22 protein-coding genes are annotated in these 18,661 nt (G+C 52.9%); 9 read left to right on the top strand and 13 right to left on the bottom strand.

The features are described 5' to 3' along the window. Positions 1-46: 46 nt before the first annotated feature. Complete coding sequence (tnpB, locus tag ACK56M_RS21020) at positions 47-382, bottom strand: IS66 family insertion sequence element accessory protein TnpB (RefSeq protein WP_009684097.1); 336 nt, start codon at positions 380-382, stop codon at positions 47-49. Further along, complete coding sequence (gene tnpA, locus ACK56M_RS21015; protein ID WP_009684096.1) at positions 379-711, bottom strand: IS66-like element accessory protein TnpA; 333 nt, start codon at positions 709-711, stop codon at positions 379-381. The genes tnpB and tnpA overlap by 4 nt, the downstream gene beginning before the upstream one ends. Positions 712-856: 145 nt before the next feature. Between tnpA and ACK56M_RS21010 the strand changes: the two genes are divergently transcribed. Continuing rightward, positions 857-1,222: a histone-like nucleoid-structuring protein, MvaT/MvaU family gene (locus tag ACK56M_RS21010; RefSeq protein WP_411958981.1), complete on the top strand. Its 366-nt coding sequence runs from the start codon at positions 857-859 to the stop codon at positions 1,220-1,222. A 243-nt stretch (positions 1,223-1,465) separates the two neighbouring features. Next, entirely contained in the window at positions 1,466-1,756 is a 291-nt protein-coding gene (locus tag ACK56M_RS21005; RefSeq protein WP_411958980.1) for a hypothetical protein, read from the top strand. A gap of 197 nt (positions 1,757-1,953) precedes the next feature. On the opposite strand, the gene ACK56M_RS21000 is transcribed toward ACK56M_RS21005, so the two are convergent. Then, positions 1,954-2,184: a hypothetical protein gene (locus ACK56M_RS21000; RefSeq protein ID WP_411958979.1), complete on the bottom strand. Its 231-nt coding sequence runs from the start codon at positions 2,182-2,184 to the stop codon at positions 1,954-1,956. Between the two features lie 277 nt (positions 2,185-2,461). Here ACK56M_RS21000 and ACK56M_RS20995 point away from each other — a divergent pair, with 277 nt between their 5' ends. Continuing rightward, a complete protein-coding gene (locus tag ACK56M_RS20995; protein ID WP_411958978.1) occupies positions 2,462-2,692 on the top strand; it encodes a hypothetical protein in 231 nt (76 codons plus the stop codon). A 62-nt stretch (positions 2,693-2,754) separates the two neighbouring features. Beyond that, a complete protein-coding gene (locus ACK56M_RS20990) occupies positions 2,755-2,964 on the top strand; it encodes a hypothetical protein (protein ID WP_411958977.1) in 210 nt (69 codons plus the stop codon). A 26-nt stretch (positions 2,965-2,990) separates the two neighbouring features. Here the strand turns inward: ACK56M_RS20990 and ACK56M_RS20985 are convergent, their stop codons facing one another. Then, a complete protein-coding gene (locus tag ACK56M_RS20985) occupies positions 2,991-3,446 on the bottom strand; it encodes a hypothetical protein (RefSeq protein ID WP_411958976.1) in 456 nt (151 codons plus the stop codon). A 15-nt stretch (positions 3,447-3,461) separates the two neighbouring features. Between ACK56M_RS20985 and ACK56M_RS20980 the strand changes: the two genes are divergently transcribed. Genes ACK56M_RS20980 through ACK56M_RS20970 form a run of 3 tightly spaced genes read left to right on the top strand, consistent with a single transcriptional unit; the run spans position 3,462 to position 4,465 of the window. Further along, positions 3,462-3,827: a hypothetical protein gene (locus tag ACK56M_RS20980; protein WP_411958975.1), complete on the top strand. Its 366-nt coding sequence runs from the start codon at positions 3,462-3,464 to the stop codon at positions 3,825-3,827. A 30-nt stretch (positions 3,828-3,857) separates the two neighbouring features. Further along, positions 3,858-4,259 carry a hypothetical protein gene (locus tag ACK56M_RS20975; protein WP_411958974.1) on the top strand — a complete coding sequence of 134 codons (402 nt, stop codon included), beginning with the start codon at positions 3,858-3,860 and terminating at the stop codon, positions 4,257-4,259. Beyond that, positions 4,256-4,465 (top strand): hypothetical protein, encoded by a 210-nt coding sequence (locus tag ACK56M_RS20970; RefSeq protein ID WP_411959633.1) that lies wholly within the window; start codon positions 4,256-4,258, stop codon positions 4,463-4,465. Before ACK56M_RS20975 ends, ACK56M_RS20970 begins: the two co-directional genes overlap by 4 nt. A gap of 170 nt (positions 4,466-4,635) precedes the next feature. On the opposite strand, the gene ACK56M_RS20965 is transcribed toward ACK56M_RS20970, so the two are convergent. The 9 genes from ACK56M_RS20965 to ACK56M_RS20925 all read right to left on the bottom strand — a co-directional run bounded on the left by ACK56M_RS20965 (position 4,636) and on the right by ACK56M_RS20925 (position 16,451). Continuing rightward, a complete protein-coding gene (locus tag ACK56M_RS20965; protein ID WP_411958973.1) occupies positions 4,636-5,523 on the bottom strand; it encodes a hypothetical protein in 888 nt (295 codons plus the stop codon). 1,178 nt (positions 5,524-6,701) lie between these two features. Beyond that, a complete protein-coding gene (locus tag ACK56M_RS20960; RefSeq protein ID WP_411958972.1) occupies positions 6,702-7,412 on the bottom strand; it encodes a hypothetical protein in 711 nt (236 codons plus the stop codon). A 355-nt stretch (positions 7,413-7,767) separates the two neighbouring features. After that, complete coding sequence (locus ACK56M_RS20955; RefSeq protein ID WP_411958971.1) at positions 7,768-8,346, bottom strand: hypothetical protein; 579 nt, start codon at positions 8,344-8,346, stop codon at positions 7,768-7,770. Further along, positions 8,343-8,891, bottom strand: a complete 549-nt coding sequence (locus ACK56M_RS20950; protein WP_411958970.1) for a hypothetical protein — start codon at positions 8,889-8,891, stop codon at positions 8,343-8,345. Before ACK56M_RS20950 ends, ACK56M_RS20955 begins: the two co-directional genes overlap by 4 nt. Positions 8,892-9,224: 333 nt before the next feature. Continuing rightward, entirely contained in the window at positions 9,225-9,824 is a 600-nt protein-coding gene (locus ACK56M_RS20945) for a hypothetical protein (RefSeq protein WP_411958969.1), read from the bottom strand. A 26-nt stretch (positions 9,825-9,850) separates the two neighbouring features. Then, complete coding sequence (locus tag ACK56M_RS20940; protein WP_411958968.1) at positions 9,851-13,117, bottom strand: hypothetical protein; 3,267 nt, start codon at positions 13,115-13,117, stop codon at positions 9,851-9,853. 29 nt (positions 13,118-13,146) lie between these two features. Next, complete coding sequence (locus ACK56M_RS20935; protein ID WP_411958967.1) at positions 13,147-14,580, bottom strand: tyrosine-type recombinase/integrase; 1,434 nt, start codon at positions 14,578-14,580, stop codon at positions 13,147-13,149. Between the two features lie 813 nt (positions 14,581-15,393). Then, positions 15,394-15,720, bottom strand: a complete 327-nt coding sequence (locus tag ACK56M_RS20930; RefSeq protein ID WP_015271259.1) for an AzlD domain-containing protein — start codon at positions 15,718-15,720, stop codon at positions 15,394-15,396. Beyond that, positions 15,717-16,451: an AzlC family ABC transporter permease gene (locus tag ACK56M_RS20925; protein WP_015271258.1), complete on the bottom strand. Its 735-nt coding sequence runs from the start codon at positions 16,449-16,451 to the stop codon at positions 15,717-15,719. Before ACK56M_RS20925 ends, ACK56M_RS20930 begins: the two co-directional genes overlap by 4 nt. 121 nt (positions 16,452-16,572) lie before the next feature. Between ACK56M_RS20925 and ACK56M_RS20920 the strand changes: the two genes are divergently transcribed. Beyond that, positions 16,573-17,451: a LysR family transcriptional regulator gene (locus ACK56M_RS20920; protein WP_015271257.1), complete on the top strand. Its 879-nt coding sequence runs from the start codon at positions 16,573-16,575 to the stop codon at positions 17,449-17,451. Between the two features lie 93 nt (positions 17,452-17,544). Then, positions 17,545-18,543, top strand: a complete 999-nt coding sequence (locus ACK56M_RS20915) for a diguanylate cyclase (RefSeq protein ID WP_085721193.1) — start codon at positions 17,545-17,547, stop codon at positions 18,541-18,543. The last annotated feature ends 118 nt before the right edge of the window (positions 18,544-18,661 follow it).

The following is an 18,661-nucleotide window of genomic DNA, read 5'->3' as shown; positions in this document are numbered from 1 at the left end:
AGAGCAGGTCGTCAACAGCGATAAACCGATGGGCTAATGGCAGGGGCTAAAGCACTGTGATCGCGCTGCCTGCGCCGACCCGCTGCCACGGCAAACCCAGTACCAAGGCTTGAAGTTGCTCGTTATCGAGTTCGACTTCCGATCCGTGACGGATGCCGGGCCAATGAAACTTGCCTTGGTTCAATCGTCGCGCTGCCAGCCAAATGCCCACACCGTCATGCACCAAGACTTTCATTCGGTTGGCACGGCGATTAGCGAAGAGGTATGCGCAGTGCGGCTTCGCCACACCGAACACCGCGATCACCCTGGCCAGCGCGGTCTCGGTACCGGCGCGCATGTCCATAGGCTCGGTGGCAAGCCAGATGGCATCGATCCGAATCATTCCAACAGGTCTCGCAGAAAGGTGGCACAGGCGACAGCGCTTTCGGTCGGCCAGTTCACTTTGACGGTGCCACGCGGGTGCTGGATTTCAATGCAGATACTTGATGAAGCTGCCTGCGAATGTCCTCCGGCTAGCGGCAAGGGCACTGGAATGAAAGCAGGTTGCAGCGCCATAGTTTTGTTCGTGAGTACCCTAATCCATTTATGTACGAGGTTCGCGTTAAGGCTGTGCTTCTGCGCGACGCTGGCAATCGATGCGCCGGGCTGGGCGCACTCTTGGACAACTTGGGCCTTGAAGGATTTTGAATAGGAACGGCGTTGTGACTGCATGGAAAGACCCGCTTAAAAGGCTAGAAATGGTGTCCACTTAAATTAGGTGGACACCATCGCCTTTGGCGTCGGGGTCAGGAAGGTGAGTTGGCCGGACGGTTACTTAGCATGTCCCGTCTGTTTCCCTTAGCTTTGAGGATCGAACATGTCCCGTCTCGCAGAATTTCGTCAGCTTGAACAGCAGCTCGCCGCTCAACTGGCAGAACTGGAAGCGCTTAAAGGTAGCTCCGAACTGCAGAAAGAAATCGAATTTGAAACCAATCTTCGTGACCTGCTAGCCAAATACGGCTACAGCTTGCGCGACATTATCAACATTCTCGATCCACAGGCCAGCCGCCGTGCTGCTCCTGCTGAAGTTGAAAAGACACCGCGCCGCGCCCGCCAGGTGAAGCAGTACAAGAATCCGCATAACGGCGAGATCATCGAGACCAAGGGCGGCAACCACAAGCTGCTGAAGGAATGGAAAGCCGAGTACGGCTCCGATGTGGTGGAAGGCTGGCTCGCCCAGTAACACGCTCCACTTACGGTTTGCTAAAGCCCCCTGATGGGGGCTTTTTCTATGGCGATGCTGGCAGGTGCGGTTGCTGACCAGCTTGATGCTGATCAGCACCGGTACTGTGTGCATAGGACTCTGTTTTGTAGGGATTTTCTGCCGGTTGTCTGAATTAGGGCAGCCAATCTCATGGAGGGTTGAAACGTCATCATCCCGCGCTATGGTTGATGGACTATAAGACTAAAGTCGTAGGAGAGCGGCATGCGTATACGCGGTGAAGTTTTTTGGGCGTGGGCCGATTCTGTGCTTCATCACCGGAGCCATGACGAGGAGCTGGATGACGGCACCTCGATTGATGTCCAGGTGAGGCTTTCCCGAACTGGCCAGACACAGATGTTCATCGGCGTGTATGCGGGCTGTGGCATGGCTCTCCACGAAGAGGCATTCGACTCTCGGCCAGGCGAGTCGATGACTCGGGCCTTGGCCTGGGGAGTGGGGCGTGCAAGACGACTCGCGACCGATCAGCGGCCTGCTGTGCAGCAGGTGGCATAGACTTCAAAATCAGCTTCTGGTGGTCGCTGTGCATAGATGCCAGCGATCACACATTCTTGGGCCGCCCTGCAATGAGGGTAATTGCGGGAAAAAGAAAGCCCGCTGCTAGGCGGGCAAGATCTATCACACGTAGGGATAGCTAACGCTCCCATACTGCATGTGAAAATGCCGTGAAGATTATTGGAAGCGACGGGCTATCACCCACCGTTTGAGTGAATCCAAGATGTGTAAGCTGAAACCAGGCTCTGCGGAATGCTTGGTAAACCCTGCTCAAGCTCAGCCAATCTTGACGGACTACCTACCCAGTCGGTGATCCAGGTTACCAACCTCAACCGGGATGCTGGGCACGGAGCTACTTGCTGCTCAAGCTCATCCGCGATACGAGCCAAACGCTCGATGCTGTCGTCGAGTTGGGTAATCTGATCCATTGTTCCGCTCCTTGGGTGATAGCCACAACATAACACGTAGAAATCGGGCGGCATCGAAGCGTGACAAATCTCGACCCCACACTCCTTCATTACAGCGTGGCGTTGCATCACCTGGAACAATCTCTCCATCTGGGCGAGGCATCGGCACTCCCAGTGAAGACGTGGCTTATTCCCGCCACTGATCTGTTCTCATCGCGGGCGCATTTCGTCCGCACTGCCTATGCAGCAGGGTATTTTCCGAATACTGTATATAAATACAGTAATAGAGGATGCCGCCATGACAGGCACCAATCTGCCCGTAATGTCGATCCAAGAGTGGCGGCAGTTGCTCAACGACACCCAAGCGCTGCTCCTCGCACCTAAGAAACATCACAGGGAGCTTCTGCATCACGCATATGCGCTACGTGATACCCATGCCGTTGACTCAGGAACCTTGGCTGACATGCTGGAGCTCGCCGACGAAGCATTGATGTACGCCCATTCCGTCCGGGCTGATCAGCAGTGGTAGGCTAAACACAAGCCTTGATGGCATCGCGTCGTGTGGGATCGCTATGGCGAAAGGGAGGGATCGTGAAAAGAGATCTGAGCAAGGTGCTCATGCCCGACCACCCTCTGTACACCGAGGCTGTGGAAGCTCTGAAGATCTACCATCAAGCCCAGGCTGAAGGGGTAATTGGAGCGGAGCTGGAGCGCCTTCGGTTGATGGCTGAGCATCGTTTTCAAGCCGTCACTGATTACCAGCTTCGAGCCCTTGGTGGCCCGGCAGAGCAAGGCCATTAGGAAATGGTTTCCGAACTGGTCGAGCTCTAGTCAAGTGTTGGACTGGAGAACATGCCGGCGATGATCCTGGCATCGAGAAGAGCATGATGCGGCAGCTCTTCTCCATCGGTTGTCGGAGGCAGTGTGGTCGCATCTATTGGACTATTTCGGACGTTCTGTGGCCAACGCCCAGCGTCGTAAGCAAGTTCACAAAACAGCTCCCAGTCGTAGACAGGTGCATCAGTGACAACCTCGAGTTCTACGTCGTATTTTGCCAGGAACCGTAGGAGCGCCGACCGCGCCTCGATTATCGGCATGGCGTACTCACCGCCCCAGAGCTGCGGCAGTACGATCTCCTTCACGAACTCACTGCAGTCTTCTTCTCGCCACGCGTCGATCACTTCCACGTAGAATTCCCGGCCATCCTCGGCGACTAACGCCAGGGAGATGAGCTTGGCCTGCTGGCTGAGCTCGGTGAATTCGCAGTCCAGAAAGAGTCTCACAGTCGAATATCCTCTATGCCTAGCAAACGCCTATCCCTCGATCAGGAGCGCCTGCTTTGGGAGATTGCCCTCGAACACTTTGGCCATGAGCCACTGCTCCAGATCGTCGTGGAGCTGTGGGGCACTTTTGATTACCCGGAGCACGCCACGGTTGATCATCTGTCCACGGGCACGTTGGGCCACCAGGTGTTGAATATACTGAAAATTGCCCAAGGCAGAGTCGGAGCATTCGTACCGCTACGTGATGCAGTACCTGGCACTGTCACGCTGTATTCACGACACGCCAGTGATTTGGCTGATGGCCTCATGGCTCGACTGCCGATGAGCCAGCTCACTCACAGGATGAAGGGAGATCGCATCGGTGATGAAATGGGCATATGAGGTGATGCCGGCTACAGACCGATGGGGGGCATGATGACGACTGATCAGCTGCGCAAACTCGAAGTTGCGAAGCGTAGAGCCTTGTGGGCCCTTGCGAAATTGCAGCCAGGCAATCCCGTCGCTGAGAAGGTGTTGGTAGAGCTCGATGAGATTGACCAGGCTCTCGACGGCTTGGTGACGGGTCGTGACCTCTCGAGCCAGGAGCTCATGGCAGCCGTCACAACTCAGTACCACAACGGAATTCGCCTAGTCGTTGATGACAGTATTCCAGAGCCATGGCGTCAGCGCTTTTGGGCAGCGAGTGTGGGATCCACTCGCCTGGCTGCGGGGGCGTACTTCCTCGACTTCGAGAAATTTGTTCTGACCTGGCAGAGGGAGCTTGAGCACCTGAAAGCACACCGTTCCAGCCGGCAGCATAAGTGCTCGAAGTGAAGAGAACGATTCTGGGAATGACCGAGGCGGGAGAGCCGCTACTACGGCAAGCTCTCCACGCGATCCGTGACCACCAGCAAGCCGTGAACGACGGGAAGCCAGCCGATGTGGTGGAGCGGCTTCGTATCGAGGCGGATCATCTTTATCAAACCGTCATCGACTACCAGTTGCACAAGGCCGGCGCGCTTGGTGAGGCCCTGCACTAAACGGCGAACGACGCAGGATGATGCCCGTGCCTTAATCCTGCTGCAGTGGCCAATTTAACGATTTTGAACATGGTTCAGTCGGCGAACCGTTGCCTTCGCACGCTCGTAGGGCCGTTGCCATGCCACACATGGTCTGTATGACAGCGGCCAAGCGGTTTGCCGTTTTGAATTTACCGTTGCAGGTAGCGAATCTCGGCTGTGGTAGCTCTGGGAGTTGAAGTGGCCGGGAACATTATTGATGCAACCCGGATTTGCTGAGGTGTCACCGAACCGCTCCTCACATTCGCTTTCTCTGCCCAAGAAGCACAGATTTTACGGAGTGCGAGATCAGACATTGGCCGGTCACGGGAAGACCTCGAAGGGAAGAGAAAATCCTCGGCTTTCAGTCCCCGCATCATCACGTAATCGGAGACAGCTATTGAACGGAGGAAGAAGGTGCGATCAGATTTTGTTGTAAAAAAGAACTCGCCTCGGTTTGACGAGTGACTGACCTTGATTGGCAGGCATTCATTTCCACGGAGTCCTCCTGCAAGGCAAGCCAAAAGTGCCACATCCCTTAGGTTGCCGGAGCTCGCGACGACAGTCTCTATGCGTTGCAACTCCTCCTGGCTGAGCAATGGAGGGCGCTCAGTATCCGACCGATGGCTGAGATCGGTTCCTCGAGCATCAACTCCTTGAGTCGATCTTGGCGAAGCTTGCTCAAGCTGATCTCTAAAGCGATACGCAGACAACGACTTGATGGGCAGTTCGTTGACGAGCTTGATCAGACTGCCCTCATCCGTGAACGGCTCCTGATCAAACGCGATAGCGTTCTTAATGGCAGCCAGCACACCCATTCTCACATCTGCTTCGGACGGCGTAGCCTGACCTGATTTTGAAGTTTTTGCGAGCTCTTGGAGGTCGTACAAACTGCTATACCCAAATCCCTGTGCCAAGGTTTCTTGAGCAAACGCCAGGGTGATTGGAGACGTACCGCACCAATTCGCCTTGAGCTTCTTCGCAATGCTTTTGAAGCCATGACTGTGAGTGAGGTCGCATGGAGAGATAGGTACACGCATGGCAAATCTCCGGTAGCGTCGTGGTGTCGGCTCCCCACTGACTATCGTCGAGATGCGTGCGAGGAAGATGGTGCTGTTACCTGTGGCATTCGCCTTCACGAGCCGACCGCGCGGGACAGTAACTCCGCACTAATGACACTAGCAGCAGATTGAGTAAGCATCCCCAAAAGTTGATCAAAGGTGTTTAGTACATTTGTACTCCTAGTGGCATTTAGGAAAATGACGCTCGATCATGAGTGGTGGGATGCCCGGATTTGCTGATTTGATGAAACCTTACAGCCCTTGCCGCACCTGGCCTGCAGGCAAGATCTCATCCAAATTGTTCGGATTTTTTTTCGGATTTGAGCTTAAGCATGAAAGCCTGAGATAGGTGCTCTGAGTATCTTCCAAGCGTTGCCGGCGTGAAATGTGTCCAGATTCGTTGTAGGAGACTTTTCCGCCCACCGAAATCCTGGTGCTGCCTGGCGAGAGGAGATTTTTCGAGAGTGCCTATGCAAAAACCTTGGAACGGGTGTTGAACAGCATCTTCCCGTCCCGCATCGGAGGCTCTTTGCAGAGGTGCGGCTGTACGACCATGCAGCGGGAAGAAAAAAACCGCCAAAGGGCGGTTACAGGGGGTGTAGCTCGGGGTATCTGGCTCTCCCGGGCGGGCTTTCGGCGTGCCAATGAAGAGTTCTTGTCCTCAGGGCTGAGGCTTTGGTGCCAGACGCATACGCTGTTACCCTATCCGTAAAGAGACTTCGTATCAACCTTGGCTAGGCGTCCGATATCGGTCTCAAGGGCTGACGAACTCGCAGTAGCGATGGAGTACAGATGTACTCTTATGCTTACTCCGGTGGACAAACCTTACATACCGGCTTGCCTAGCCTGGTGATCACAAACATCTCGCCGTGCTGGACAAGCTTCATGATCCTACGCCAGCGGCGCCGAGCTTGACTCATGCTAAAGACCTTCTCCATACAGCCTCCCCAGCGACAGTCGACCACCAAATTTATAGTCTGATTGCCGGCGGTCTAGCGGCAAAGCACTTCCGCATTTGGGCGAAGGTACAACGTCTCACATAATGTTCCCAAAATGGATCATTAATGGCGTTTTGATGGGCTAATGTCCCCAAAAGGGATCCTTATGAGTAGCGGTGATCTGCCATTTCTTTAAGAGGGCAGTTCTCACCGACCAGTTCAACCGCTTGGCAGGTGGGCCATCGGAACAAACGTAAGCGCCTCAACGCCAGCCGAGGCCGACATGGCAACGTACACCTGTCTACCGTCAACAACAGCGATGTCACATGTGTGTGAGACAGTTTCGCTTGTAGTGGAGATCTCACTCATCAATGTGAGCATGCGCGAGATCACCAACTGCCTAGCCTGTTCGGGAGGACGGGACTTGAGAGATTTGGTCACCGCATCCTGAAGCTTGACCTGCAGCTCTTGCGCCTGTTCCAGGGAGAAACCACCGGGGAAGCACATTACCCTGCCCGCATCCAATCGCCTCAACGATTCAGCTCCGTGCTGCTGGTGGAAGTAGACGAACCGAGTAACCGCTTGATCATTTACCAGCGTCGGGTACGTGAACATCCAGGACGTCTCTGCTAGATCGGCATGCAGGCGAGGGTTGTCGGCGTGGATCTCTGAAAACGAGTCGCGCACGCGCAGGATCAAATCCAGCACGTCATCAGGGCTATTGAAACCGTGGTCTCTAACAAGCGATTTGACAGGCTCCAGCATCGCCAGTGAGCCAGCGCCCGTGATGACGCCAACCTCGGTTCTTACAATTTTTTCCTCGGTGTCACCGCAAGGTGTTTTCACGCCGTCCTCAGCGATGTGGGTGACACGCTTGTCTGCGGCGATTATGACTTCGTTGCCCAGATGAGCAACCAGAATACAGGTCATGACATCCCTCTCGTGAACCTACCTATGTAACGCGGTTTCTGGAATGTAACATTATCAATGTTACATTCCAGAAAGTACGTTACAAAGGCCACTGCTAGGCAATCTAGTGCAAGCGAGCGCCTGCCTCCTCGTGTGTTTTGCCCCAGTTCGCTGGCCACCGATCTATTGAAGGAGTAGTGATAGGCTTAGACATTTCGAACTGCCCAGCACCGGCAAGCGGAGCGCGCAGCCAGGAAGGCGGAGGCGCGAGGATGGAAGCCCGTAAGGGCCAAGACGCCGCCATGCGGCGAGCGGCTTGGTTCACGACAGCCGGCCCGAAGGGCGCGCCCAGGACGCTTTTGCAGCACTGGCCTACCTAGAAGAGTCCCCCGTTTGGAGGTGGTGGTTCATCGTCTGAATCCTGCTGCTGCCCAGAGCCAAACATTTCATCCTCTGTCCAGTCATCCGCAAACAAGAAATCTTCTTCCGTGTAAAACGACATTCCCAGATAATCGCTAGCCATAATTTCGGGGGCATACTTGCGGAACAGTCGCCCACCATACAGCAAGTGGCCTACTAGAATTTCTTCGATCACTTCAACAGTCCAATATTCCAACTGTACGCCAGAAACGATGTCTTCCCACGCCTCTTTGAACGCATCAATGTCGAGCGCTTCGCCTTGATGCTCATAGACGACGGTGAGCGTACCCTCATGCGCATGTAGGAGCCTGACTGGCGCCATAACGTCACGGACGATTGCTTGCTCGGCCAGATAGATGACCCTGGTATCAGGTTCTCCATCCCACAAGACAGCGAAGTTAAGAAAGCCTACGCGCTGTTCGTCCGTTGCGTTGGCACCCAATGACTGCGGAGTGCTAAAAATCGTAAAGCCGCCTTCACCGTCATCGTCATGAGGCTGCTCGAACTCGGTATACAGGAATCTAGAGTAGATCATGGCTGGCCCTCATCGATAGAAGGGAGAAAACTCAGGCTGTCGTCGGTGTAGTCTTCCAGGTCATTTTCGCCATAGCAGGGGAGCTCATACGGACTGATGCCCAGAGCGGTTGACTCCATAATCTCTTTGACCACAGGCCAGAATGCGTAGTCAGAACGGCCTGAGTAGATCTCGTCTTCGCTCGCGAAAGCTACGGTGTAATGCCGACCCGAATAAAGATGGGTATCGATTTTCCAAATTGCCTCGATGGCCGGGATGCTGCTGCCAGATACCTTGCTGTCCAGAAAGATATCCAAATCCTGCTCATGGATAGCGATCAGCTTCACCGGAGCCATTGCTCCCCGGAGATAAGCACGCTCCAAGGCCGTGATGAAGCGATCATCGATGTAGTCGCCGTGCATCACGCAGAACGTCTGTATGGCGGGCTGGGCCATTACCCGGAGATCTTGGTCTTGCCACTGCAGACAGCTGTAGATGACGTAGTCGGGCCCGCCGAGCACCGTCACGGGATCACACTCAGGGTGGAACAGCACGGGTGTCGACATACGCATTCCTCCTTGTGATATGAGGAATGAAGACTGGAGGGCAGGAAGGGTCAAGGCGAGGAGGGTGCTTTTTCAAAAAATCCGACGAGATATCAGTATGTTATGCGCATACCTTTACGTGTGGGTAAGCTGTCGAGCTCCCATCTGAGGGCATTGGTGATGGTGCAGTATGGGGTCAAAGGGCTGTCCGTACCTTGCGGGAGCGCAGGGAGGAGGTGCTTGAAGACATGTCTGGCCCATTAATGGATTGAGCAATCAGAAGGATAGATGAGTTCGGTCTGGATGAGGCAGGTAGTGATCGGTATGAAGGTGATTATCCATTCTAAATATCCATTAATACAAGCTGTTCCTCCACTTCAAGTATGCAGCGAATAAATGGCTAGGAACGATTGTTGGGCGGCCTGGTGATGGCTCTACCAGTGCTCCCTCATGTATTTCACAAAACTCGTAAAAGTGCTCGATAACCATCTGGGCAATAGTCATTCCATCGTTGCGGTCTGTAGTTATTTGATAAGTATCAACCTTGCGCCCATGGAGTTCCTGAAGCATCCGAAGGTCGTCCTTCACAATCGCGTGTTCGTTGCTGAGCTTTAATAATTTGAACCGCAACTCGGTTAGCTCAGCGCTCTCCTTGATGTTATTACCACCATTCCTCAAGAACCACATATCAAGACGTGGACGATAGGTGTTACTCTTGAGAAGGGTGCTAGCCCTGCACGTTTTCTTCGTAGAAACCTTTATGCCAAGATTCTTGATATCCAAAAGCGCTTTACGTTCGGCGGATGAAATCGCTTCCGCTAGATGCTTAGCTAGATATGTAATAAATTTGAAATTTGCCTTCCGCTCATCGAGCTCGCGTAATGCGGTTTCGATAATTTCCAGGCGGTTTTGAATGCGATCCTGCTGCCATCTATAGCAGTTACTTGAGTCCATTGTTTCACCCCTTAGGTGCTACGCCGTCACGTCTCGTTTCCTGAATTTTTAGAGGGGCGGTATGACAGCAATGCCTGTGTCCATTGCTTGTCCTCTAGGTTGATCAAACGAACAAATTGATCAAGGTCGATATCTTTGAATTCAAGAGTGGAGCGAAGCATGCCTGCCAGTTTTACCGCGCTGGGAAAGCTGGAGGACATCGTAGCGGCCTCCAGGGTTTTGCCATCGTTAATCATCAGTAAGCGAGTTGCACGGTCTATCTTGTATTCGAAGCTCCGGGAGAGAGACTCTGGATGCGTGCAGGCGCTATTAAGTCGTGAGAGGAAGCCTTCAACCGAGTCTAGTTTGTACTCTGAACGTGATAATTGATTGAGGACGGCTTCGCCGTCAGTAACCACTAAGTCTCTATCTAGTGAGTCTTCATCTTCGTGCTGCTGCATTTCAATTTTAGCCCACAAGAACTCTTCTACCCACATCCAGCTCATCACATCTTTGGCTGCGCTCTTGATCTCTTCCTGAAGGCGGCTGACTTCTGCAGTAGAAACCTCTTTACTGGCGCTGTGTTGTACAACGACCTCAACGGTGCTGAGGTAGTCCTCGGCCACTTTTTGGCGGTGAGCTTCGATTGCCGGTAGGTTATGAGTCGAAAAAACTGCGAAAGGGCATTGAGAGCATCTCTTCTGCCCTCCGAACTTGATTAATATAGACTCCGGGCAGATGAAGTTGTATGGGCAAATGTGTGTGTAGCAAGCTCCCAGGCGTAGAGACCTATCAGTCGCAATGAGTTTTAAGCCTGTCATTTCGCGAGGGCTTGAAGAGGTTGGGAAAGAGTTCAGCCCAAGCTTCTCTACAGCCGTCGGAAGATGGCCTTGCCGTACTGCTTCTTCAAGATTGTCTCTTGCATCCATCATCGAAAATGATGGGTTGAAAAGATTTGTCAGATACCATGAGGCATCTTTGTTATTGAATGCGCCCTGTAGTTTATTTATAAGCAGGTGATGCCCTTTGTTATATCTGATAATGGTGCTGAGGCTTTGCCCCGTCAGTAGCGAAACTGCCTCTGGAGGCAGATTGGTAGACATGTCGGTTATGAAAGATGCTCGTGCGGCGTGAGGAGTTGCGAACGCACGGAGAGCTATGGGGCAATAATCGCCCTGGTAGATATGATTAGCATCTGAGCCCTCTATGACTAACACATTCGAGGGGTTGATTCCGTTTGCCCACTCTTCCCAAGTAAAATATGAGTTTTTTGGCGTTTTTTTAAGAGGAAGGTAGCCGATGATAGGCTTTGTTTCTTGTGTGTTTTCCTTGAGCCAAATTTGAAAATTAAGGCAGTGAGAGTTCCAAAGGGTGGTGTATTGCCCATCAGTGAAGGGGTCGCCGGTAACGGGGTTGGCCACAAAAAGTGGAAGAATTTTGCCCCAGTGAGATTTAGGCTCATGGTCATAGTACACCTTTTTAGTGAAGCCGCTTACGTTGATGTCGTCAATCATGTATTGACGCCAACGGCGCTGATCGTCAAGAAGCATAAGATTGCCCATTGTCGTCAAAATAATCAGCGGCATCTTGTGGATTTTGTCGGTGTTTAGCCATAGGCTCGTGAGTTGCAAAGAGTCTTTTGACAGGCGGTGTGATACTCGGTCGTATGTATTAGCATCCAGCCATTGCAATGTTTGCCCTCTTACGCCGCACTCTAGCATGAATAAGCTGAAACGGATTGAACCGGGATGGTAGTGGAAGTGGTAATCGTGTTCTACGAAAAAGAAAGTATCCGGATGCAGTCGTCGTATGGGGCTGCATTTTCCATCATGATACATGACTGGAATAAACCCTAGGTCATTGGTGTCTACAAAGGTGTTGTTTTTTCTGGCTTCGTCGACTACTGCCTTTATTTGGTTTGAATGTTCGGAGAAATAGTCGGAGGCTGCGTTAATTGAGTTGTGGTATGCAATGAACTGACGAAGTTGTTCGCCAGTGAAAACGTTTTTGGTTACATTGGTGTATTTCTTGCTGGCTGGAAGTTTTCGAACAGGTTGTTTGACTCCAGTGCAACCTTCAAGATCGTCTCCAAGCTCCATCAAGTAGCTGAAGAAGCTTCGGAAGTCCGTTTGACTTCCATAGCTTTCAGAGTATCCCATTATGCGAAATAGCTCACAGAGGGATAAAGGCCTGTCCTCGGTGAGGTCGGATTGGCAATCGTAATGCACGCTGCTAGTAAATTTTTCTGGGGTGTCGGGGTATTTAAATTTAGAGAGTGGGTTCTGTAATACCCAGAGTGGCAGATAAATAAACAAGTAGAGGTTAAGCTTTCCAAATGTCGAACGCATTTTTCTTGGTTTTTCAAGTTTCTTGTAGTTTAAATAAGCCTGCTCTGCGGCGAGCCAAGTTCTCATGGCTGTTTTGAACATCTCCCATCCCTGATGGATATGAACATCTGCTTGGTAGTAATGTAGGTTTTCATTTGAAAAGCTACTAACTCCGTGCTTTCGGGATTTTGCAAGTTGTAGGGTGATATCCAGCGGCGAGCTATACCTCTTCAGTGTGTCAGTCAATAGTTCTTCACACGTCCCATACATCACGCTAATGGAGTTTTTTAAATTGAGTGATTGTTCAACCCAATTTTTTAGTTCCTGCGGAACGCGAGAGGGGAATCTGCTGCATATGACTTTGAATATCTGTGTTGTGGGGATTGGTATTATTATGTTTCTCTTGCCTCTAATTTGTGCGACTCGTAACTCTTGTACATCGGTTACGCTTATGTCTTCGGGGCGCAATGATGATGATATAAGAAGAACTTTAATGCCGGTCTGCCAGACTCTTTGGGTTTCTGTATAAATTCTCTTCCCATCCCCCGGGTTGTGGCTAGAGTTTGTTTCCAAATCTAAAAATGGATGAATGGTCTCAGCATAAAATAATTTTTGGGACTCAGGCAGTAACGTTATTGAGCCAATGGGGCGAGTAAAATTTTGAGGCAGTAAAAGCGAGCTTGTTTTGTGCAGGTAAACAAGTGTAAGTTTAATAATCGTTTTTGTTGGGTCTACATCGGTCTTTGTCAGCGATGAGAAATATGATCGCTCAATCCTTGTGTATGTGTGATGGTTCTTTGTGCTGTCGTTGGCCACATATTCAAAGCAATCGTTTAAAAATTTTTCAATGGTGTTAATGTCTTGGAGGTAGCATATTGCGCGGAATTTATTTAGCGCTGTGTGAAAATTTTTATTGTTTGTGGCGAATATTTTGATGATAAGTTCAATTGCTGCTTTTGTATGGCTAATCAGATTCTCGCTGTTCATGAGGAGTATGACTTTCTTCGTAAGATTTATCATATTGAATCCTCGGTTTTTCTCTGTTTTTTTAGCTCGTTCTTGAAAATTTCGAGCCTTTCTTCTAAATATTTTACCTGGAACTCGATGCTTGATTTTATATTGCCGTTTTTTCGCATGTGATTTGCAAGAAAGATTTTTTCCAGCAACATTTCTCGGTCTGCTTTGGCATATTTTTGCAAGCTTCGAATATCGCTATGGCCTGTGAGTAGTATCAGTTCACTGTCACTCAGACCTTGTCCTTGGCTGTGCTCAAGGTAGTTTTTAAAAAAATAAATGTTGCTATGACGAAGGCTATGCAAACCAAGTCTTCTAGCTAAGTGTGGTTGGTCTGAAAGTGCTTTGGCGGCGGCCTGCTTGAACTGATGGAGGATGACGGTGGAGTAGTCACAGAGAAAGAGCGGTTTCCCATACTTATCATGAAAGACGAAGTTATGGCCGCAGCTCGGTTTGTATTCATATCGGAGGTAGTCTTCCAGCTTTTTGAAGAAAAGCGTCCCATACGGCTCTAGTAATACTGTCAGCTCCGTGCCTCGGCCTTTCCACTCAAGCCTATTCCTATCAATCTCGCTTATCCCGCGATAGGCCTCACTTGGGTGGCTTCGGGTGTTCGGGTTTCTTAGGAGCACTTCTCGTGTTGAAAAATTTATATCCTGCCAGAGGATCTGATCAGCCTCTGAGTCTCGAGCGTTAGTAGCCGCTATTAAGGCGTACAGGCAGGCATTGCGAAAACTGCTCGCATTATTAATCAGGTCTGTTATTCGATCTAATGGGAAGAATTGATGCTCTTCGATGGTTTTGGCGAAACTTTCCTCGTAGGGAATATGGCCTGTATAGCTGGCTCTACGTTGTTTTTTGCATGACCCGGCAGTCATTGGAGTAATATGATGCGCCATGGCTGCTTTTTCGTACTTGCTGATCTTGCTCATGGAAGGAGTGATTTTCATCAAGCTATCAATGAGCTGAGATGTTTCAGGCTGGTCTGCAGTTAGGCCGTTCTCAATATATTCTTCATAAGTTTGATAAATATTTTTCAGGTCTTTCAAAAACGGTATGATCTGCATGTGATAGTTGAATGACGAGGAGTTCTCAACTTTAGGGGAGGGCTTGGTCTCGCAGACCTTTCGGACGGTCTCGGAGAAGCTGTCCTCACCTGCTGTCAGGTAAGAGTGATACTCGCGAAAGACGGTATTTATAGCGGACTTTGTTGGTGTGATGTATTTGGATGCGATGTGAAAGTAGTCGATGAAGTTGGCGACGCAAGGGCCGGACTTTCTTACGCTTTGCTGGTGGCTGCCTGATTCAATCAAATCTCGGAGATGAATCGAAAGTGGAGTAAACTCTTTTCCGAAATTATCTTGATCGGAACTGCGGAGAACATGGTACCGTTTTCCGAGGTGGATTGATGTCGTGTAAAAGAAGTTAACCAACATTTCCATCTCCCACGAGCATGCACTCGCCAGTTTCCTGTGGCGATGTCATAGACTATGTTAGATTTCTCTTAGCACCTTAGATAAGACGAGTTGATGCTGTCAAGTGGTGGATTTTATGTATATAAATAAGTTTGGTGGCTTTCTTTTTGGTTGTATTATCTTTTTATATTGTCAATTTCTCAATATTGGTTTTTTGTAAGTGGCTGATTTTATTCGAGCTTTCTTGTTATTATGTTTTTATATGTTTTTGATGCGTCGTAACGTCATGTTTTTTAAGCTTTTTAAGCTTCCTTGGCTTGGCTTAATTTGACTATATATATATTCCAGTAGGGCTAGATGGAGTTTGCGACACAATAAAGAGTTGCTATTGGCTAGACTGGCTTCGCGACGAACGGTCATGTTCGTGGGGCTCGGAATGCTTGAGGCCCACACAGATTGACAAAGATATGCCTGGCCCCACGACGCTCAGATGATCCGTATGCTTTGAAGCCGCCATGTGAGGCGGGAAACGGAGTGATCGTAAAGCCCGATTTAAGCCCAAGCCGATGGGTGGGTTTTTGAGTCGCGAGGCTCCCAAGCGCGGCCAATCAGGCTAGTCAATAGGAGTCTGAACTCCTATTGACGGCGGGCTTTTTTTTATGGAGATTTCATCATTAAATCAATAACATAAAGCTTTAGGTAATGCTGCTGGGCGACGTAGGTACCCCAGATAATGGTTCAATTCCTGCCTGGGACGCCATTTCCTTTCGTTCCCTTACCGCGTTCACCCGGTGTTGGTGACGCGAAATCGGGAAGCCTTGAAGCTGCGTATTCCTACATCCCCAGATGCTTCAAGGCCCACAGCACTCCCATGCCTACAATCAGCGTCAGCATCGTGCTGCGCGTACGCCACGCCACCAGCGCGGCAAGTATCGCCGCTGGTATCTGTGGGTTCATCCAGTCGAACCCCGCCTGCCGGTCCGGGAATACCACGGCCGGCAGTACCAATGCGGCCAACACGCTGGCTGGCACATACGCCAGGGCGCGGCGAAACAGTGGGGGGATGCGCAACACCGTGTGCAACTCGATGAACGACAGGCGGATGGCGAAGGTGCCCAGGCCGATCAGAATGAAGGTCATCCACTGGGTCGTTTCGCTCATGATGCTTCCTGCTCGGTATTGGCTTCTGCCGCAGTTTGCTGTTTTTGCCAGTTCTCGATGGCCAGCCCGGCGATGATGCCGCCCAGCGCGCCAGCCAGCAGGCCGAGGTTGTAGGGCAGGTCGACGGCCAGTACGGCGAGCACACCGCCGGTCAGCGCTGCGCCAAGCGTGGCTGCATTGCGAATGCCGGGTATCAACAGGGCCAGGAACGACAAGGGAATGGCAAAGCCGAGCGACCAGTCTTCAGGAATGCTCGCGCCCAGGTACATGCCCGCCAGCACCGAGAGGTTCCAGCCAAAGAACATGGTGATTGCCGTACCGGCATAGTAGGGGTAGGCATACTGTCCCAGCCCGCCCGTGCCCATCTTCAGCATGCACAGGGCGAAGGACTGGTCCGACAGCATGTACGCCATCGGCCACTTGCGGCGGCGGGGCAACTGGCCCAGGTGCGGGGCCAGGCTGGCGCTGTACATCAGGAAGCGCAGGTTGATCACCAGCGCGGTGACTACCATGGTCACCGGCAGGGCGGCGCTTTGCATCAACTGCATCACCACCATCTGCGCCGAACCGGAGTAGAACAGCAAGGTCATGCCGATGGCATCGGTTGGCGACAGGCCCATGCCGATCGCCGTGACCCCGGTGATCAGGCCGAAGGGCACTATGCCGGAGGTCAATGGCAGGGCGCTGTGGGCACCTTGCCTGAACGCTTGGGGCGCGCTTGGATACGGCATTTGAAATCCTTGAAAGTGTGCAGGCGGTACAAGGGCGGCACGTCCACGTTAATGCGCGCGACAGTTGGCCACAACGTCAGATTTCTGAAATAGTAGGCCTAAAAAAAATAGGCCTGAAACCGTGTACCTCGACACCCCTACCCGGCACTCGCTGCAGCTCAATGCCTTGCGTGCCTTCGAAGCGTCAGCCCGCCTGGGCGGTTTTGCCCGTGCCGCACTCGAACTGAAGGTGACACCGGGGGCCATCGCCGCCCTGGTCAAGACCCTGGAGAACGAATACGGCGCGGCCTTGTTCGAGCGCCATGCCAAAGGCGTACGGCTGACGCCCTTGGGCGAAAGCGTGAAAGGCCAGTTCACCGAGGCATTCGACGCCGTGGAAGCCGCTGCGCGCGCACTGCGCCGCCTGGCGGCACCGCAGCGGGTGCATATCGTCACATCGCCTGCTCTGGCGCAGTTGTGGATCGGGCCACGCCTGCCGGAACTGACCCGCTTGCTGGCACCCATCGAGATCTCGGTGACTGCGGTGGATGAGCCGCCCAACCTGAAGCGCAGCCCGTTCGACCTGTGCCTGTTCTACACCGAAAAGCCCGAGCGCTGGCAACGCAGGATAGCCACGGAAGAAATCCTGCCCGTGTGCGTGCCGGCCCTGGCCACCAGCATCACCAAGCCCGAGGACCTTGCCGACGCCCGTTGCATCGCTGACGTGGGCTGGAACGACTGGGCGGTGTGGACGGGGGCGGTGATGCCCGGGCACAAGTTCGTTGCCCGTGGGCCGGGTTTTTCCCTGTACTCGATCGCCCTGCAGCAAGCCTTGCTGGCCGCCGGGGTGCTGATAGGGCGCAAAAGCCTGGTGCAGCGCTATCTGGACAGCGGTGAACTGGTCGCCCCCATCGACCGCGCTGTGCCACTGGGTGTGACCATCGCCGCATGGCGGCTGCCGGGTGCCAAGGGCAACCAGGTGGTTGCCGCGGTGGAGGAGGCGCTGTTGCATCTGGCTTGAGCGTCCTCGATCCATGCCTGCTTTCACAGCGCCGCAAAAACAGGGCGTCGGGGCTATTCTGTTCGGGTGCGCCAGCCGTCAGGGAGAGCGTCAATGAGTCAGGAAACCCGGCCGGTACCTGCCGGCTTCAGTGAGCAGCAGTTGCGTACGTTGTTCGATCTTATCAGCGATGGTATCTGGGACTGGAATGCCAATACCGGCTACGTCTATCGCAACCCGGGCTGGTACGCCATGCTTGGCTACCCCAGCCACTCCATGGCCAACTCGGTGCTCACCTGGGAAAGCGTGATCCACCCGGAGGACTACCCACGGGTGATGGCGCATTTCGAGGCGTACATCAACCAGCGTAACGAGCACTATCTGGTCGAATACCGCTGCCGTTGCCAGGATGGCAGCTATCTGTGGATAGAAGACAGCGGTTACATCATCGCCCATAACGAGGACGGCTCGGTGGCGCGCATGCTTGGTGCCCACCGCAACATTGACGCCAACAAGCGCCTGGTGGCGCAACTGCAGCAGAGGAACCAGTCGCTGGAAAGCCAGGTGGCCGAACGCACTCGCGAGCTGTCCTGGGTGAACCAGCAGTTGCAGCGGCAGCTGGACGAAAACCGCGAGCTGGCCGAGCGTGATGCGTTGACCCGCATTGCCAATCGCTATCGGCTGGAGAAGGCGTTACAACTGGAGTGCGAGCGTGCCCAGCGCTTTCGCCAGCCGTTGTCGCTGATAGCCATGGACCTGGATGACTTCAAACCGATCAATGACCGCTATGGCCATGCCCATGGCGATGCGGCGCTGTTGCGGGTGGTCGACGTCCTGCGTGCCTGCCTGCGGGAGCAGGACCTGCTGGCGCGCTGGGGTGGGGACGAGTTCGTCATCGTATTGCCGCAGGAGTCGCTGGGCGAGGCACTGGAGGTGGCTGCACGCTTGCGCCAGGCGATGGCGCAGATAGAGCCGGTGGGCGATTGCCGGCTGACCATGAGCTACGGTGTGGTGCAACGGGAGGAAGGGGAGGACCAGCATGCACTGCTGGCGCGTGCCGACAAGGCGCTGTACCGGGCCAAGGGGAGCGGCAAGAACGCCATTGCCGAGTAGCCTGTGCCGGCCTCTTCGCGGGTAAACCCGCTCCCACAGGTGCGCCACTGCTCTCACGGGCAGTGATGTCCCTGTGGGAGCGGGTTTACCCGCGAAGAGGCCGGCACTGACTCGCCCC

This window comes from Pseudomonas sp. s4 (genome assembly GCF_046764235.1).
GTDB lineage: Bacteria > Pseudomonadota > Gammaproteobacteria > Pseudomonadales > Pseudomonadaceae > Aquipseudomonas > Aquipseudomonas asiatica.
Note: the sequence above shows the minus strand (reverse complement) of the source record. Positions and strands in the feature narration are given on the sequence as shown.

Bases quoted from the DNA above. Each gene is read 5' to 3' on its own strand.
- tnpB (WP_009684097.1), bottom strand. From the start codon at position 382: ATGATTCGGATCGATGCCATCTGGCTTGCCACCGAGCCTATGGACATG.
- tnpA (WP_009684096.1), bottom strand. From the start codon at position 711: ATGCAGTCACAACGCCGTTCCTATTCAAAATCCTTCAAGGCCCAAGTT.
- ACK56M_RS21010 (WP_411958981.1), top strand. From the start codon at position 857: ATGTCCCGTCTCGCAGAATTTCGTCAGCTTGAACAGCAGCTCGCCGCT.
- ACK56M_RS21005 (WP_411958980.1), top strand. From the start codon at position 1,466: ATGCGTATACGCGGTGAAGTTTTTTGGGCGTGGGCCGATTCTGTGCTT.
- ACK56M_RS21000 (WP_411958979.1), bottom strand. From the start codon at position 2,184: ATGGATCAGATTACCCAACTCGACGACAGCATCGAGCGTTTGGCTCGT.
- ACK56M_RS20995 (WP_411958978.1), top strand. From the start codon at position 2,462: ATGACAGGCACCAATCTGCCCGTAATGTCGATCCAAGAGTGGCGGCAG.
- ACK56M_RS20980 (WP_411958975.1), top strand. From the start codon at position 3,462: ATGCCTAGCAAACGCCTATCCCTCGATCAGGAGCGCCTGCTTTGGGAG.
- ACK56M_RS20975 (WP_411958974.1), top strand. From the start codon at position 3,858: ATGATGACGACTGATCAGCTGCGCAAACTCGAAGTTGCGAAGCGTAGA.
- ACK56M_RS20965 (WP_411958973.1), bottom strand. From the start codon at position 5,523: ATGCGTGTACCTATCTCTCCATGCGACCTCACTCACAGTCATGGCTTC.
- ACK56M_RS20960 (WP_411958972.1), bottom strand. From the start codon at position 7,412: ATGACCTGTATTCTGGTTGCTCATCTGGGCAACGAAGTCATAATCGCC.
- ACK56M_RS20955 (WP_411958971.1), bottom strand. From the start codon at position 8,346: ATGATCTACTCTAGATTCCTGTATACCGAGTTCGAGCAGCCTCATGAC.
- ACK56M_RS20950 (WP_411958970.1), bottom strand. From the start codon at position 8,891: ATGTCGACACCCGTGCTGTTCCACCCTGAGTGTGATCCCGTGACGGTG.
- ACK56M_RS20945 (WP_411958969.1), bottom strand. From the start codon at position 9,824: ATGGACTCAAGTAACTGCTATAGATGGCAGCAGGATCGCATTCAAAAC.
- ACK56M_RS20940 (WP_411958968.1), bottom strand. From the start codon at position 13,117: ATGAACAGCGAGAATCTGATTAGCCATACAAAAGCAGCAATTGAACTT.
- ACK56M_RS20935 (WP_411958967.1), bottom strand. From the start codon at position 14,580: ATGTTGGTTAACTTCTTTTACACGACATCAATCCACCTCGGAAAACGG.
- ACK56M_RS20930 (WP_015271259.1), bottom strand. From the start codon at position 15,720: ATGAGCGAAACGACCCAGTGGATGACCTTCATTCTGATCGGCCTGGGC.
- ACK56M_RS20925 (WP_015271258.1), bottom strand. From the start codon at position 16,451: ATGCCGTATCCAAGCGCGCCCCAAGCGTTCAGGCAAGGTGCCCACAGC.
- ACK56M_RS20915 (WP_085721193.1), top strand. From the start codon at position 17,545: ATGAGTCAGGAAACCCGGCCGGTACCTGCCGGCTTCAGTGAGCAGCAG.